Source organism: Mesorhizobium sp. SARCC-RB16n (assembly GCF_008520305.1).
Taxonomy (GTDB): Bacteria; Pseudomonadota; Alphaproteobacteria; order Rhizobiales; family Rhizobiaceae; genus Mesorhizobium.
The window spans coordinates 158370-172629 of sequence record NZ_ML703264.1 but is presented as its reverse complement, the minus strand read 5'-3'; the positions used below and the strand labels follow the sequence as shown (position 1 = coordinate 172629).

Below are 14260 nucleotides of genomic sequence, written 5' to 3'. Positions count from 1 at the left end.
AAAGTATGATTGGGAGGAAAAGTATGAGAAGCATGCTCAAGATTGCCGCCGTGGCGCTTCTGGCTTCGACCGGGTGGGCAAGCGCAAAAACCGTCTGCTACGTGACGGCGGCGGATTCGCATGCCTATGCGACGCCGGCCAACAAGGCGCTCGAGGCGCGCGCCAAGGAGCTTGGCGTCGAGGTGTTGAGCCTCAGCCAGGACTTCGACGTCCAGAAGGGCACCGAGCAGCTCAACACCTGCGTGGCGCGCAAGGTCGACGGCATCATCCTGTGGCCGCTCGACCCGCAGGCCTATATTCCGGGCCTCGCCCGCGCGCAGCAGGCCAACATCCCGGCGATCCTCATCAATTCGCCGATGAGCGACGACGCCAAGCCTTTCATCAAGTCCTTCACCGGGCCGGACGTCTATGAGGAAGGCAAGATGGCGGCGGATTCGCTGAGCAAGGCGCTGGGCGGCAAGGGCTCCGTGGTCATCATCGCCGGCCAGGCCGGCAACGGCACCACCATCGGCCGTGTCAGCGGCTTCAACGACCGCCTCAAGGAAGCCAATGCCGACATCAAAGTGCTGGACACCGTCAACGCCGACTTCGATCAGCAGAAGGCACTGGTGGTGAGCCGCGATCTGATCACCCGCTTCGGCGACCAGATCAACGGCGTCTACGCCAATGACGACACCATGGCGCGCGGTTTCATCGACGCCTGGAAGGAAGCCAATCCGTCCAAGGCGGCTCCGCCGATCGTCGGCATCAACGGCCAGAAGGACGCTTTCGAGTCCATCAAGAGCGGTGAGATGTACTCGACCATCGTGCAGTCGCCCGTCGAGGACGGCCGCCTGGCGATCAACACCATGGCCGAGATTATCGACGGCAAGGCGGTCAAGGACCGGCTGCCGATCCCGCTGACCGTCGTCACCAAGGACAATGTCGGCTCGGTCGAACCGGCATTCTGATCGCGCGGCCGGCCCGGTTGCCCGGGCCGGCCTCTCTCGTTGCTTCGCGGCGACTGGATGACAGGCTGCGTCACTGCCGGGCATGGCGAATCCGGCGGGCGGCCGACGAGGACCGACCATGAAGTTCAGCCTGATCTTCTTTTCCAACTCCTATCCGCAAGAGGCGGGGGGCGCCTATGCCGTGATCTCGGAGATGGCGCGTTATGGCGACCGGCACGGCTTCGAAGCCGTCTGGATACCCGAGCGTCACTTCCACACCATGGGCGGCATCTATCCGAACCCGGCGGTGATCGCCGCCTACCTTGCTTCGATCACCTCCAACATCCGCTTGCGGGCAGGAAGCACTGTGGTGCCGCTTCACCACCCCGCAAGCATCGTGGAATCTTGGTCGGTAGTCGACAATCTCTCCAATGGCCGTGTCGACCTTGCACTGGCGAGCGGCTGGAACGTCAACGACTTCGTGCTGGCGCCCTCGGCCTATCCGAACCTGCGCGATCTGTGGTTCGAGCGCATCGAGGATATCCGCGCCCTGTGGCGGGGCCAGCCGGTGATCTACCCCAACGACGCCGGCAAGCCGACATCGATCCTCACCTATCCACGCCCGCTGCAGGCGGAACTCAATTGTGGCTGACCGCGACCAAGCAGCCGGAAACCTTCCGCCGCGCCGGCGAGCTCGGCATGAACGTTCTGACCATGCTTGCCGGCATCTCGCTGGAGCAATTGGCGCAGAAGACGGCGCTCTACCGGGAAGGCCGCAGGAGCGCCGGCCACGATCCCGATACAGGCACGGTCACGCTGATGCTGCACACCTTCGTGCATGAGGATATCGCGACGGTGCATCGGGCGGTGCGCGGGCCGTTCCTCGACTACATCAAGACCAGCTTGATGAGCCATCTCCAAGGCGGTGCTGTCGATGTCGGCCGCCAGCTTTCGGCCCAAGAGATCGACCAGATGGCGGAGTATTCCTTCGAGCGCTATTTCAGCACCGCGGCATTGTTCGGCACGGTGGCCGAGACGCGCGCGTTCGCGCTTGCCGCCAAAGAGGCCGGCGTGGACGAGATCGCCTGCCTGCTCGACTACGGCCCCTCGGTCGCCGACATCCGCGCCAACCTGCCTTTCCTAGCTGAACTGAAGCACAGCTTCGAGACCGTCGAAGCGTGAGCGTTATGAGCCTGCGGACGAAATACAGCGCTGGCCCCCAAGAGCACTCGGCCGTCCGGCCGGCGCCGATCGCGATCGTCGGCATTTCGTGCCGCTTTCCTGGCAGCGAAGGACCGGATGACTATCACCGAACGCTGATCGAAGGGCACGACCTGTTCTCGCCGCCGCCGCGCCACCGCTGGTCCTGGTGCGCCGACGACCGCATCGCTGTGCCCAAGGTTGGGGCGCTGGCCGATGTGTTTGAGTTCGACAACGTGCTTTTCGCATCTCGCCGCGCGAGGCAGAGACGATCGATCCCCATCAGCGCGTCATGCTGGAAGAGGCATGGCTGGCGATCGAGAACACCGGCTACCGGCTGGAGCATTTCCGGCAAAAAACGACCGGGGTGTTCGTCTCCGTCTACAATCCCGACTTCCAGTTTTACGCGCGCGAAGGTGACTGGGACGAGATCTCGCGCATGTATCTCGCCACCGGCGCGGCGCACAGGATGGTGCCGAACCGGATCTCCTATGTCTTCGACCTCAAGGGGCCAAGCGAGGTGGTGGACACGGCCTGCTCCAGCGCGCTTGTCGCCATCCACCGCGCCGTCGAGGCGATCAGGAGCGGTGAGTGCGAACAGGCGATCGTCGGCGGCGTGAGCCTTCTGTTGGAGCCCAGCCGGCTGGTCAGGCTGCAGGAGCTGGGACTGCTCAGCGTGACCGGCGAAAGCGCGCCCTTTGACAGGGAGTCGCGCGGGCAGGTGCTGGGCGAGGGCGCGGCGGCGCTGGTGCTCAAGCCGCTGGAAAACGCGCTCAGCGACCGCGATACGATCCATGCCGTCATCCATGGCAGCGGCGTCAACCACCAGGGCGCGGCATCGGGGGGCCTGACGCGCCCGAGCGCGTCCGCGCAGGCCGAGCTGATCGCCAGGACCTGGGCGCGCCATGGCCTCGATCCGCACGCCGCCGCCTATGTCGAGGCGCATGGCAATGGCGGCGGCGGCGATCTCAGCGAGCTGCTGGCGTTCCAGGACATCTTCGGCGAGGGGCTTCGCATCGGCTCCGTGAAAGGCAATATCGGCTTTCTCGAAGCGGCCGGCGGCATGTCGCAGGTCATCAAGGTGGTCATGGCGATGCGACACGGCGCCATGCCGGCAACGCGCGACTATCGTCATTTGGTCGAGGATGCGGCGCTGCGCCCCGGCGCGGTGAGCGTGCTTTGCGGCAACACCGATATCGGTGAGCTGTCGTCGCGCAGGCCCTTCCTGGCCGGTGTCCATGCCTATGGGCTGGGCGGCTGCAACGCGCATGTCGTGCTCGGCGAAGCGCCTGCGCGAAGCGAAGACGGACACGAGCATCCGCTGCCCTTCCTGCTCTCCGGCGAGGACGATGCGGAGTTGGCCGCATCGGCCGACGCCCTGTTGCAATGGCTGCGGCGAGACCAATCGGCTTCGCTGCCGGATATCTCCTTCACGCTCGCCGCTGGACGGCCCCACAAGCTGCGGCGAGCGGCCTTTTTTTGCCTGTCGAAGGAGGCGCTCGCCGGTTGGCTGGGCAGCCTCGCCCACGGCCTGGAGCAAGTGCGGGCCGAAGTCGAGCCGGCGGTCTTGGACAACGGCATGCGAGAGGCAATCTCCCGCTGGCTCGATGGCGGCGATGTCACCTGGGAGGGGCTTCTTTCGCAAGGGAACCGGATCCCGCCGCCGCTTCCCGCTGCCGGCAATTGCCGGTATCGATCTCGTGGACGAAAGCCGTCGCGCTTCGGGCTGACAAGGCTTCGGAGCAGCCGCGACGGCCAATGTGCCGTCAGGAAGCATTCAGCCGTGAGCTGCGCAAGCGCAAAGCCGGCCGACCCAGCGGCTGCCAAAGGATCAGGTAAAGGTTGAGACACAAAGCCAACGCGGGAACGTCGGGAGAAGGGGAAATGGTGCCCAGAGGCGGATTCGAACCACCGACACGCGGATTTTCAGTCCGCTGCTCTACCAACTGAGCTATCTGGGCCTGTTCCGGCTAACGAAAACTCGTATTCCGGATTTCATGGCGACGCCGTGGGCGCCCCTTGAAAGCGCGTGGGTTATAGCACGGGAATTCGGACTGTCCAGCGCCCAGATGTGGATTTCCTGCAGGAAAAGAAATGCCGCCCGACGGGCTGGTTTCCATGCCGTGCGCCCGCCTATCTGGCGCTTGCCAGCCCCTTGCGGAAGTCGGACGGCGTCATGCCGGCCAGTTTGCGGAAGGATTTGTTGAAGGCGCTGAGCGAGCCGAAGCCACTATCCATGGCCACGCGCAACACATTGGCGTCCTGATGCATCAACAGCGCCTGCGCATAGCTCAGCCGCAACAGGTTGACATATTCGTTGAGCGTCATGCCCGTCGACTTCTTGAACAGGCTCATGGCGTATTTCGGGTGGATGTCGGCGGCCGCCGCTATGTTCACGCAATCGATGTCGTAGAGGAAATTCTCGGCGATGAAATCGCACATGCGCCCGACATTGCGCGACGACTGCTGATCGAAAGGGCTGCCGGCTTCCTGCTCGGCGGCGTTCTCCGGCACCAGCCGGTAGGGCTCGAACCGCACCCGCTCCAGCCGCAGCAGGAGTTCGTTGACGGCGTGCTCGGCCTTGGCCGGATCGCCAGAGCGGGCGTAGGCGTTCCAGCGGGCGAAATTGTCGTTGTCGGATTGATCGGTGGCGCTGGTCACCAGGGTCGCACCCGTCATCAGCCGGTGGCGTATGTCGGCCGGCAGATGCAGCCGGAAGAAATGCACCAGCGGCAGATGCGCGCCGGCATAGACGGCGTCGTCGCTCAAATCGTCCATCTGGTGCGGCAAGCCGCCCCAGAACAGGCACATCTCGCCGGCCGAAAGCGATATTTCGTGCTCGTTCATGCGGTAATGGACGGTGCCGCGGACGATGAAATTCACCTCGACCTGGGCGTGCCAGTGCGGCTTCAACATCACCAGCGGATTGGTGTGAAACATCTGCAACAGCAGCGGCAGGCCTTCCACGCTGCTGGCGCCGGGCTGGTAAAACGGCCGTTCGGGCATCTTACTTTCCGCCAATTTCGTATTCCCTTTGTCGGGGACAGGCCTTTGCCGGTGCCTAGTCTAGCCAGGCTCGCAGAGAGAGCAAATGAAATGGGAGGATTTCAATGCGCATCACACTGTCCTGCGCCGCGCTAGCGCTTGCCCTGGGCTCCGCCCCGGCCTTCGCGCAATCTGGCGAAATCACGATCTGGAGCTGGAATATCGCCGCTTCATCCCTGAAAGCAACGGTTGCCGGCTTCAACAAGGCTCATCCCGACATCAAGGTCACGGTCCAGGATCTCGGCAACCAGCCGACCTACGACAAGTCGATCGCGGGCTGTGCCGCGGGCGGCGTCGGCCTGCCCGATATCGTCACCATCGAGAATGGCGAGGCCGAGAATTACTGGAGCCAGTTCCCCGACTGTTTCGTCGACCTGCATACGCTGGGCTACACGGCTGAGGACCAGAAGAAATTCCCCGATTTCAAGCGCACCGAACTCGAAGTCGGCGACAAGGCCTATGCCATGCCGTGGGATTCCGGCCCGGTCGCCGCTTTCTATCGCCGCGACTTCTATGAGAAGGCCGGCGTCGACCCGGCATCGATCAAGACCTGGGACGATTTCATCGCAGCCGGCAAGAAGATCCAGGCCGCCAACCCGGGGGTCTCGATGACCAACGCCGATTTCAACGGCGACAGTGAATTCTTCCGCATGATCTCCAACGAGCAGGGCTGTGCCTATTTCGCCGAGGACGGCCAGTCGATCACGGTCAACCAGCCCAAATGCGTCGACGCCATGACCAAGGTCAAGGAGATGAAGGACGCCGGCATCATCTCGTCAGCAGACTGGAGCACCAAGATCACCAACAACACCGCCGGAACCGTCGCCACCCAGATCTATGGCGGCTGGTACGAAGGCACCATCCGCACCGAATCGGCGGGCGAAAACGGCAAATGGGGCGTCTACCTGATGCCGAGCCTGACCACGGACGGTCCGCGCGCCGCCAATCTCGGTGGCTCCTCGCTCGCCATCACTTCGGCGTCGAAAAACAAGCAAGCGGCCTACGAGTATTTGAAATACACGCTCGGCACCAATGAAGGCCAGATCACCATGCTGAAGGAGTTCGGCCTCGTCCCCTCCCTGGTCTCGGCGCTGAACGACCCCTATGTCGGCCAGGGCCTGCCCTACTGGGGTGGCCAGGCGGTGTGGAAGGACATTCTGGGCACCTTGCCCAAGGTCGTTCCGAGCCGCGGCACGCAGTTCCAGAGCGATGCCGAGATCATCGTGCGCGCGGTGCAGACCAAGTATCTCGCCGGCGGCTATCCCGACGCCAAGGCGGCACTCGACGATGCCGCCAGCCAGATCGCTTCGGCGACCGGGCTGCCGATCAAGTCCTGAGGTGCTGACAGCTTCCTTCTCCCCGTCCCTATACGGGGAGAAGGTGCCGGCAGGCGGATGAGGGGCGGAGCCCGCTTCGGCAATTGCTGCTTGCACAAAACAGAAAAGCGGAAAGGAGGAGGAGGAGAAAAGATGCGCAACCGCAATGCCACGGCCTATCGCTTCCTCACGCCCTATCTCCTGATCTTCGCCATCTTCTGGGTATGGCCGATCATTTCCTCGTTCCTGATCTCGTTCCAGGCGACGCGCACCGTGCCCTGGCGCTTCGCGCCCGGCTTCAACTGGGGCCGCCTGATCGGCGACCCCGCCTTCTTCAACGCGCTGAAGAACACGCTGCTGATCCTGGTCATCCAGGTCCCGGTGATGATCGCGCTGGCCATGGTGATGGCGGTTCTTCTGAACTCGCCGCTCTTGAAGGCGAGGGGGCTTTACCGTTTCGCCTTCTTCGCTCCGGTCGTGGTCGGCGAGGTCGCCTATTCGGCCGTTTTCCGGCTGATGTTCAGCCTCGATTTCGGCGTCGTCGACAAGCTCCTGAACAGCATCGGCCTGCCCAAGGTCGACTGGTTCTCAAATGTTACGCCGGCCATGGCGCTGATCATGATCGCGGTCACCTGGCGCTGGGCCGGCTACAACGCCATCATCCTGCTGGCCGGCATGCAATCCATTCCCGAGGATGTCTATGAAGCGGCGACGCTCGACCGGGTGAGCAAGCTCAAGCAATTCTTCTATATCACTCTGCCGCTGCTGAAGCCGGTGATCGTCTTCTGCGCCGTGCTGTCGATCATCGGCACCATGCAGTTGTTCACCGAGCCGTTCCTGATCACCGAACGTGGCGGGCCGGGCGGCGGCACCGAGACGCTCGGCCTCCTGCTTTACCGCCAGGGCTTCCGTTCGCTCAATTTCGGCTATGCCTCGGCCGTTGCCTACACGATGGCCGCGCTGGCGATCGCCATCACGCTGGTGCAGCTTTGGCTGACGAGGGAACCGAAATGACCTCGCTCTCCTCGTCCCGCCTAAGACGCAGCCTCGCGCTGCACCTCTTCCTGACGCCGCTGGCGCTGATCTGGCTGTTTCCGCTGTGGATGATGGTGGTGTTCTCGACCATGCCCGACAACGGCATTTTCAGCCCCGGCATCGAATTGCTGCCGCACGGCAATTTCATCGACAATTTCAACAACCTGCAGCGCGACACCGACTTCGTCGGCGCTATCATCATCTCCGTTTGCGTGGCGGTGACCTACACCATCCTGTCGGTGCTTTTGACCTCGATGGCCGGCTGGGCGCTGGCCCGCTACCAGTTCTTCGGCAAAAGCGTCGTCGTCGCCATCATCCTGGGCACCATCACGCTGCCCTATGCGGTGGTGCTGATCCCGCAATTCATCATGGTGGCGCGCGACTTCAAGCTCGCCAACACCTGGGTGGCGCTGATCGTGCCGCCGCTGTTCAATTCGCTTGGCGTGCTGTTCATGCGCCAGAGCTTTTCCATGATGCCGGACGACCTGTTCGATGCTGCCCGCGTCGAGGGCGTCAAGGAGTGGCGCATCTTCGTCTTCGTCGCACTGCCCTTGGCGCGGCCGATGCTGGCAGCGCTCTGCATCATCCTGTTCCTCGCCTCCTGGAACAATTATCTCTGGCCGCTTTTGATCAACAGCCAGCCGGGTTCGATGACCGCACCGGTGGCGCTGGGCACGCTGATCGGCCTGACCAAAGTGTCGTGGGGCGGCATCATGGCGGGCGCCGTGATGCTGACCGTGCCGATGCTCATCGTCTTCGTGCTGCTGCAGCGTCATTTCATCGCCGGCATCGCCGCCGGCGCGGTCAAGTAAGGAGCAGAATGGCAACCGTCACGCTCACCAATGTCGCCAAGCGCTTCGGCGCCTTCGAGGTCGTCCACGGCGCCAACATCGACATCGCCGATGGCGAGTTCGTCGTCTTCGTCGGCCCGTCGGGCTGCGGTAAGTCCACGCTGCTCAGGATGATCGCCGGACTCGAGGACATCAGCGGCGGCAAGATCGCCATCGGCGGCAAGGTGGTCAACGATATCGAGCCGGCCGATCGCGGCATCGCCATGGTGTTCCAGTCCTACGCGCTCTATCCGCATATGAGCGTCGAACAGAACCTCTCCTTCGGGCTGCGCATGACCGGCAATCCAAAGGCCGACACCGACCGGCGGGTGAAGCGCGCGGCCGAGATACTGCGCATCAGCGAATTGATGGACCGCCGCCCCAAGAAACTCTCTGGTGGCCAGCGCCAGCGTGTCGCGATCGGCCGCGCCATCGTGCGCGAGCCGCAGGTGTTCCTGTTCGACGAGCCGCTCTCCAATCTCGACGCCGAACTGCGCGTCCAGATGCGGGTCGAGATCTCAAGGCTGCACAAGGAGCTCGGCGCCACCATGGTCTATGTCACCCATGACCAGACCGAGGCGATGACGCTCGCCGACCGGATCGTCGTGCTGCGCGGCGGTCATGTCGAGCAGATCGGCCGGCCGCTCGATCTCTATGACAATCCCGACAATATGTTCGTGGCCGGCTTTGTCGGTTCGCCGAAGATGAATTTCATCAAGGCCCACATTGTCGGGCGTGATGCCAGAGGGGTCGTGGTCGAACTGGCGGGCGAGGAGAAGACCCGCATCACGCAGCCCCTGGCGGAGACCGCCCCGGAACCTGGGAGCAAGGTCATCGTCGGCGTGCGGCCCGAACATTTCGGCGGCGCCGGTGAAGGCGATGCTGATCTTACCGTCGCCATCGACGTGGTCGAGCATTTGGGCGGCACGAGCTTCCTCTACGCCAGGACCGCCAATGGCGAGGACGTGGTGATCCAGCGCGACGCGGCAAAGGTTCCCGATACGTCCGAGATCACCGTTTCCATCCGCAAATCCTACCTGTTCGACGAAAAAGGGCTGCGGCTGCGCTGACCAGCCGCCCCTTTTCCCAGCCCGTAAGGAGAATGACATGACTTCTACCACGCCCATTCGTTGGGGAATTCTTGGGCCGGGCGGCATCGCCAAGGCCTTTGCCGGCGGCGTCGCCGGTTCGCGCACCGGGAGGCTGGTCGCCATCGGCGCGCGCAATTCCGGCAAGCCGGGCCTGGCCGAGGGCTTCCCCGGCGCGCGCATCGTCGACGGTTATGAAGCGCTGCTTGCAGATCCGGAGGTCGACGCCATCTATATCGCGGTCCCGCATCCGGGCCACGCGCAATGGGCGATCAGGGCGGCGGAAGCCGGAAAGCATGTGCTGTGCGAAAAGCCGCTCGCGCTGACCGCCTTCGAGGCCGACGCGATGATGCATGCCGCGCGCAAAGCCGGCACCTTCCTTGGCGAGGCCTTCATGTACCGGCTGCACCCGCAGACGTTGAAGCTGGTGGACATGATCAAGTCCGGTGTCATCGGCGAGATCAGGATGATCAAGTCGAGCTTCGGCTTCGCCATGCCTGATTTCATGCCGGAGCACCGGCTCTATGCCAACGATCTCGCCGGCGGCGGCATCCTCGATGTCGGCGGTTATCCCGTTTCGATGGTGCGCCTCATTGCCGGCGCTGCCGCAGGAGAGCCATTCGCCGAACCCGACAAGGTCGCCGGCGCCGCCCGTCTTGGTCGATCCGGCGTCGACGAATGGGCCTCCGCTGTCCTGCATTTTCCCGGCGGTATCGTCGCCGAGGTTTCCTGCAGCATCTCGCTCAACCAGGACAATGTCCTGCGTATCTTCGGCACCAAGGGTCGCATTGAGGTGCCGGACTTCTGGTTCGCTGGCGGCGACCGCGATGTCGGCCTCGGCCGGATCGACGTGATCGGCGCCGACGGTACGCGCGAGACCATCAGCGTCAACGAGAAGCGCCACGTCTATTCCTTCGAGGTCGATGCCGCCGGCGAGGCGATCCGCGCCGGGCGTCAGGAATTCGCCTGGCCGGGCATGGGCTGGGCCGACAGCCTCGGCACCTTGCGCGTGCTCGACCGATGGCGCGCGGCGGTGGGGCTGGAATATGAAATCGAGAAGGCCTCGCTGCGGACCAACACCATCTCCGGGCGACCCTTGCGCCCGGGCGGCACCGCGATCGGCAAGCGCAGCATTCCGGGCCTGCCGAAAACGGCCTCCGTGGTGGCGCTCGGCTTCGAGGATTTTCGCACCTTTTCCTCCGGGTCGATCCTGCTCGACGCCTTTTTCGAGGCTGGCGGCAATCTCTTCGACACCGGCTATGTCTATGGCGGCGGGTACACCGAGACACTGCTCGGCCAATGGCTGAGGAACCGTGGCGTGCGCGAGCAGTCGGTTGTTATCGCCAAGGGCGCGCACTCGCCGCTCTGCTATCCCGACGTGATCGGCAAGCAACTCGCCCAGTCGCTCGACCGTCTGCAGACGGACCATGTCGATATCTATTTCATGCATCGCGACAATCCGGATGTACCGGTCGGCGAATTCGTCGACGCCATGGACCGCGAGGTCAAGGCCGGGCGCATTCGCGGTCCGTTCGGCGGCTCGAACTGGACGATGCAGCGCATGGATGAGGCGATTGCCTATGCCGAGCGCACTGGCAAGCAGAAGCCCGGCGCGCTCTCCAACAATTTTTCGCTGGCCGAAATGCTGGAGCCGATCTGGGCGGGTTGTATCACCTCCTCCACTGATGAATGGAAGGCCTGGCTGACGTCCAGGCAGATGCCGAACTTCGCATGGTCGAGCCAGGGACGCGGCTTCTTCACCGACCGCGCCGGACGCGACAGGCTGGACAGCGAGGAACTGGTGCGGGTCTGGTACTCCGAGCGCAATTTCGGCCGCCGCGACCGCGCGATCGAACTCGCCGCCCGGTTGCACAAGAGCCCGATCCACATCGCGCTGGCCTATGTGCTCAACCAGCCTTTCCCATCGGTTCCGTTGATCGGGCCGCGCACGCTGGGCGAACTGGACGACAGCCTGCGGGCGCTGGACATCGCGCTTTCGCCCGCCGAACTCGAGTGGCTGGATGGTGGCAGTCTGCACGCGGCCTGACAGAACAAGGCCCAAGCGGCGTCAGGTCTCGTCGTCCGACAGCCTGGCGCCGCGCTTGGCCGGGGTTTGCAAGCTGGCATACATGCCGGTGGTGCGGAACTGGCTGGGCGTCGTGCCGTAGAGCCGGCGGAAGACCTTCGAAAAATAATTCGCGTCCTCGAAACCGCACAGGATGGCCACTTCCTTCACCGGCAGGAAGTCCGCTTTCGTCAGCAGTTTCGCCGCCCGCTGCAGCCGCTGCTGCAGCACGAACTCAGCAGGCGGCAGGCCTTCGCTCTCGGCGAAGCAGCGTGAGAAATGGGCCCGGCTGAGCCCGCTGATCTGGACGAGGTCCGCCACCGGCAGCGCCTTGTCGAGATTGGCGTTGATGTGATCGATGACCGGCTGCATGGCGCTCTGTTTTTCGGCAAAGGCGTGCGAGCCGAACACATCGTCGTAGAGCGCCATTGCCGCCTCGTAGGCGATCGCCGAAGCAGCACCTGGCGAAGCGGCCCCCTTGATGAGACGCAGGCTGCAATCGGCAAGATGATCGATGGTCGCCGGCTGCAGCCGAAAGACCGGTCCCGATACGTCGAGGATCGACTTGTGGATGCGCAACGCCTCCTCGCCATTCATCGAGATCCAGAAATATTCCCAGCGCTCGTCCCTGCCCAGCCAGTAGCGGTGGTTGTGCGGCACCAGCACCAGCAGCGTGTCGTTCTTCTGCAGGCGGTAATCCCGGTTCTCGTAGCGCAGTCGGCCGGTACCGCTGATCGTATGCTGGAGCACGGTGAACGGTGTCTGGCCGCGCTTTCGCCCATCCCAGTCATAGATCACGTCCTCGCGCACCTCATAGCCCGTGCTCGTCGGCATAGCATGCAGGCGCTGGCGGCCGCGCGGCAGCGAGACTGTCCGCATCGACTGTCCGTTGGCGATCAAATCGCGCAGCACAAAATTACCCCTGAAAGCATAATCCTTCTCTGGCCGCGCCCGCGAATAAGCGCATAATCCCGCCTCGAAGAACGCGAATAACCCGCGATCGAGGAGCGGGCGGGAGGAGAGAAAGCCGAATTCCGGCTTTAATGGCATGCACGCCAAGGCGTGTAGCCTCTTTCCTCCCTTGCTGCTCCTTGCGTAGCATTCGATTGGATCGAGGTGAAGGTGATGAGTTTCAAAATCGCTATCATCGGCGCCGGCAGCGTCGGTTTCACCAAGAAGCTGTTCACCGACATTCTGTGCGTGCCGGAATTCAAGGACATTGAATTCGCACTGACCGACGTCAGCGAGCACAATCTCGGGATGATCAAGGCGATCCTCGACAGGATCGTCGAGGCGAATGGATTGCCGACCAGGGTGACCGCGACGACCGACCGCCGCAAGGCGATCGAGGGCGCGCGTTATATCATCAGTTGCGTGCGGGTCGGCGGCCTCGAAGCCTATGCCGACGATATCCGCATTCCCTTGAAATACGGTATCGACCAGTGCGTCGGCGACACAATCTGCGCTGGCGGTATCCTCTACGGCCAGCGCAATATCCCGGTGATCCTCGATTTCTGCCGGGATATTCGCGAGGTCGCTGAGACGAACGCGAAATTCCTCAACTACGCCAACCCGATGGCGATGAACACCTGGGCGGCGATCGAATACGGCAAGGTCGACACGGTTGGTCTCTGCCACGGCGTCCAGCACGGCGCCGAACAGATCGCCGCGGTGCTGGGTGCGAAATCGCCGCGGGAACTCGACTATGTCTGTTCGGGCATCAACCATCAGACCTGGTTCATCGAACTGCGGCTGAACGGCCGTGAAATCGGCAAGGACGAACTGATCGCCGCCTTCGAGGCGCACCCAGTCTATTCCAAGCAGGAAAAGCTGCGCATCGATGTGCTCAAGCGCTTCGGCGTCTATTCCACCGAGAGCAACGGCCATCTCTCCGAATATCTTCCCTGGTACCGCAAGCGTCCCGACGAGATCACGCGCTGGATCGATATGTCGGACTGGATCCATGGTGAGACCGGCGGCTACCTCCGCTATTCAACCGAGACCCGCAACTGGTTCGAGACCGAATACCCGCAATTCCTCGAAGCGGCGTCGAAGCCGATCGATGCGTCAAAGCGCTCCAACGAGCATGCCAGCCACATATTGGAGGCGCTGGAAACCAACCGCGTCTATCGGGGCCATTTCAACGTCAAGAATAACGGCGTAATCACCAACCTGCCGCAGGACGCCGTCATCGAGTCGCCCGGTTTCGTCGACCGCTTCGGTATCAACATGGCAGCCGGCATCACGCTGCCGGAAGCCTGTGCCGCCACCTGCATGGCCTCGATCAACGTCCAGCGCATGTCGGTCCATGCCGCCATCTCCGGCGACATCGATCTCTTGAAGCTTGCCGTGCTGCATGACCCTCTAGTCGGCGCCGTGTCAACGCCGGAGGAGGTCTGGCAGATGGTCGACGAAATGGTCGTCGCCCAGGCGCAATGGTTGCCGCAATATGCCCACGCGGTTCCGGCGGCCAAGGAGCGGCTGTCGAAATCCACGGTCAAGACGCGGGAATGGGCGGGGGCCGCGCGGCGGAACGTGCGCTCGATCGAGGAGTTGCGCGCCGAAAAAGCCGCGCTGAAACAGGCCGGCTAAAAAATTGGGCGCGGCGGCGGATCCACGGGAGGCAGGTCCATCGCAGTCAGTCGTCCAGGAGCAATTCCAGGAGACGTGTGAAGCGGCTCTCCGTCCGGAATTGCATAGGGCATAACAAGACGAGCAGCAGCAACCGTCTGAACACGAGGGAGGAGAGACA

The 14260-nt window shown here is 63.2% G+C and carries 12 protein-coding genes, 1 tRNA gene and 1 pseudogene; 11 read left to right on the top strand and 3 right to left on the bottom strand.

All coding sequences use genetic code 11. The annotated features are described in order from the left end of the window. Nucleotides 1-23: 23 nt before the first annotated feature. The 5 genes and pseudogenes from C7I87_RS11615 to C7I87_RS11600 all read left to right on the top strand — a co-directional run bounded on the left by C7I87_RS11615 (nt 24) and on the right by C7I87_RS11600 (nt 3975). Nucleotides 24-950 (top strand): sugar ABC transporter substrate-binding protein, encoded by a 927-nt coding sequence (locus C7I87_RS11615; RefSeq protein WP_246696254.1) that lies wholly within the window; start codon nt 24-26, stop codon nt 948-950. 118 nt (nt 951-1068) lie between these two features. Further along, entirely contained in the window at nt 1069-1581 is a 513-nt protein-coding gene (locus tag C7I87_RS35210) for an LLM class flavin-dependent oxidoreductase (protein WP_188393819.1), read from the top strand. Further along, nucleotides 1572-2111, top strand: coding sequence for an LLM class flavin-dependent oxidoreductase (locus tag C7I87_RS35205; RefSeq protein WP_188393818.1), 540 nt, complete (start codon nt 1572-1574; stop codon nt 2109-2111). The genes C7I87_RS35210 and C7I87_RS35205 overlap by 10 nt, the downstream gene beginning before the upstream one ends. A gap of 5 nt (nt 2112-2116) precedes the next feature. After that, nucleotides 2117-3243: pseudogene (locus C7I87_RS36750) on the top strand (polyketide synthase); the annotation flags it as partial. Beyond that, a complete protein-coding gene (locus C7I87_RS11600) occupies nt 3217-3975 on the top strand; it encodes a KS-MAT linker domain-containing protein (protein WP_373424684.1) in 759 nt (252 codons plus the stop codon). The pseudogene C7I87_RS36750 and the gene C7I87_RS11600, both read left to right, overlap by 27 nt. 39 nt (nt 3976-4014) lie before the next feature. Here C7I87_RS11600 and C7I87_RS11595 read toward each other — a convergent pair. Both C7I87_RS11595 and C7I87_RS11590 read right to left on the bottom strand, forming a co-directional pair. Then, nucleotides 4015-4090 (bottom strand) — tRNA-Phe (locus C7I87_RS11595). A 172-nt stretch (nt 4091-4262) separates the two neighbouring features. Continuing rightward, nucleotides 4263-5135 carry a helix-turn-helix domain-containing protein gene (locus C7I87_RS11590; RefSeq protein ID WP_149904335.1) on the bottom strand — a complete coding sequence of 291 codons (873 nt, stop codon included), beginning with the start codon at nt 5133-5135 and terminating at the stop codon, nt 4263-4265. A 104-nt stretch (nt 5136-5239) separates the two neighbouring features. Here C7I87_RS11590 and C7I87_RS11585 point away from each other — a divergent pair, with 104 nt between their 5' ends. The 5 genes from C7I87_RS11585 (at nt 5240) to C7I87_RS11565 (ending at nt 11490) form a co-directional block, all read left to right on the top strand. Then, nucleotides 5240-6511: an ABC transporter substrate-binding protein gene (locus C7I87_RS11585; RefSeq protein ID WP_149904334.1), complete on the top strand. Its 1272-nt coding sequence runs from the start codon at nt 5240-5242 to the stop codon at nt 6509-6511. Between the two features lie 132 nt (nt 6512-6643). Continuing rightward, nucleotides 6644-7504, top strand: a complete 861-nt coding sequence (locus C7I87_RS11580; protein ID WP_149904333.1) for a carbohydrate ABC transporter permease — start codon at nt 6644-6646, stop codon at nt 7502-7504. Continuing rightward, nucleotides 7501-8337, top strand: a complete 837-nt coding sequence (locus tag C7I87_RS11575; protein WP_149904332.1) for a carbohydrate ABC transporter permease — start codon at nt 7501-7503, stop codon at nt 8335-8337. The genes C7I87_RS11580 and C7I87_RS11575 overlap by 4 nt, the downstream gene beginning before the upstream one ends. An 8-nt stretch (nt 8338-8345) precedes the next feature. After that, nucleotides 8346-9425, top strand: coding sequence for an ABC transporter ATP-binding protein (locus C7I87_RS11570; protein ID WP_149904331.1), 1080 nt, complete (start codon nt 8346-8348; stop codon nt 9423-9425). Between the two features lie 37 nt (nt 9426-9462). Next, nucleotides 9463-11490 (top strand): aldo/keto reductase, encoded by a 2028-nt coding sequence (locus tag C7I87_RS11565; protein ID WP_149904330.1) that lies wholly within the window; start codon nt 9463-9465, stop codon nt 11488-11490. Between the two features lie 21 nt (nt 11491-11511). Here the strand turns inward: C7I87_RS11565 and C7I87_RS11560 are convergent, their stop codons facing one another. Next, complete coding sequence (locus C7I87_RS11560; protein WP_149904583.1) at nt 11512-12387, bottom strand: AraC family transcriptional regulator; 876 nt, start codon at nt 12385-12387, stop codon at nt 11512-11514. A 246-nt stretch (nt 12388-12633) separates the two neighbouring features. On the opposite strand from C7I87_RS11560, the gene C7I87_RS11555 reads away from it, so the two are divergent. Then, nucleotides 12634-14100, top strand: a complete 1467-nt coding sequence (locus C7I87_RS11555; RefSeq protein ID WP_149904329.1) for an alpha-glucosidase/alpha-galactosidase — start codon at nt 12634-12636, stop codon at nt 14098-14100. Nucleotides 14101-14260 lie beyond the last annotated feature (160 nt).

Excerpts from the sequence above, each read along its gene's own strand:
- C7I87_RS11615 (WP_246696254.1), top strand. The coding sequence starts at position 24 with ATGAGAAGCATGCTCAAGATTGCCGCCGTGGCGCTTCTGGCTTCGACC.
- C7I87_RS35210 (WP_188393819.1), top strand. The coding sequence starts at position 1,069 with ATGAAGTTCAGCCTGATCTTCTTTTCCAACTCCTATCCGCAAGAGGCG.
- C7I87_RS11600 (WP_373424684.1), top strand. The coding sequence starts at position 3,217 with ATGGCGATGCGACACGGCGCCATGCCGGCAACGCGCGACTATCGTCAT.
- C7I87_RS11590 (WP_149904335.1), bottom strand. The coding sequence starts at position 5,135 with ATGCCCGAACGGCCGTTTTACCAGCCCGGCGCCAGCAGCGTGGAAGGC.
- C7I87_RS11585 (WP_149904334.1), top strand. The coding sequence starts at position 5,240 with ATGCGCATCACACTGTCCTGCGCCGCGCTAGCGCTTGCCCTGGGCTCC.
- C7I87_RS11580 (WP_149904333.1), top strand. The coding sequence starts at position 6,644 with ATGCGCAACCGCAATGCCACGGCCTATCGCTTCCTCACGCCCTATCTC.
- C7I87_RS11575 (WP_149904332.1), top strand. The coding sequence starts at position 7,501 with ATGACCTCGCTCTCCTCGTCCCGCCTAAGACGCAGCCTCGCGCTGCAC.
- C7I87_RS11570 (WP_149904331.1), top strand. The coding sequence starts at position 8,346 with ATGGCAACCGTCACGCTCACCAATGTCGCCAAGCGCTTCGGCGCCTTC.
- C7I87_RS11565 (WP_149904330.1), top strand. The coding sequence starts at position 9,463 with ATGACTTCTACCACGCCCATTCGTTGGGGAATTCTTGGGCCGGGCGGC.
- C7I87_RS11560 (WP_149904583.1), bottom strand. The coding sequence starts at position 12,387 with ATGCGGACAGTCTCGCTGCCGCGCGGCCGCCAGCGCCTGCATGCTATG.
- C7I87_RS11555 (WP_149904329.1), top strand. The coding sequence starts at position 12,634 with ATGAGTTTCAAAATCGCTATCATCGGCGCCGGCAGCGTCGGTTTCACC.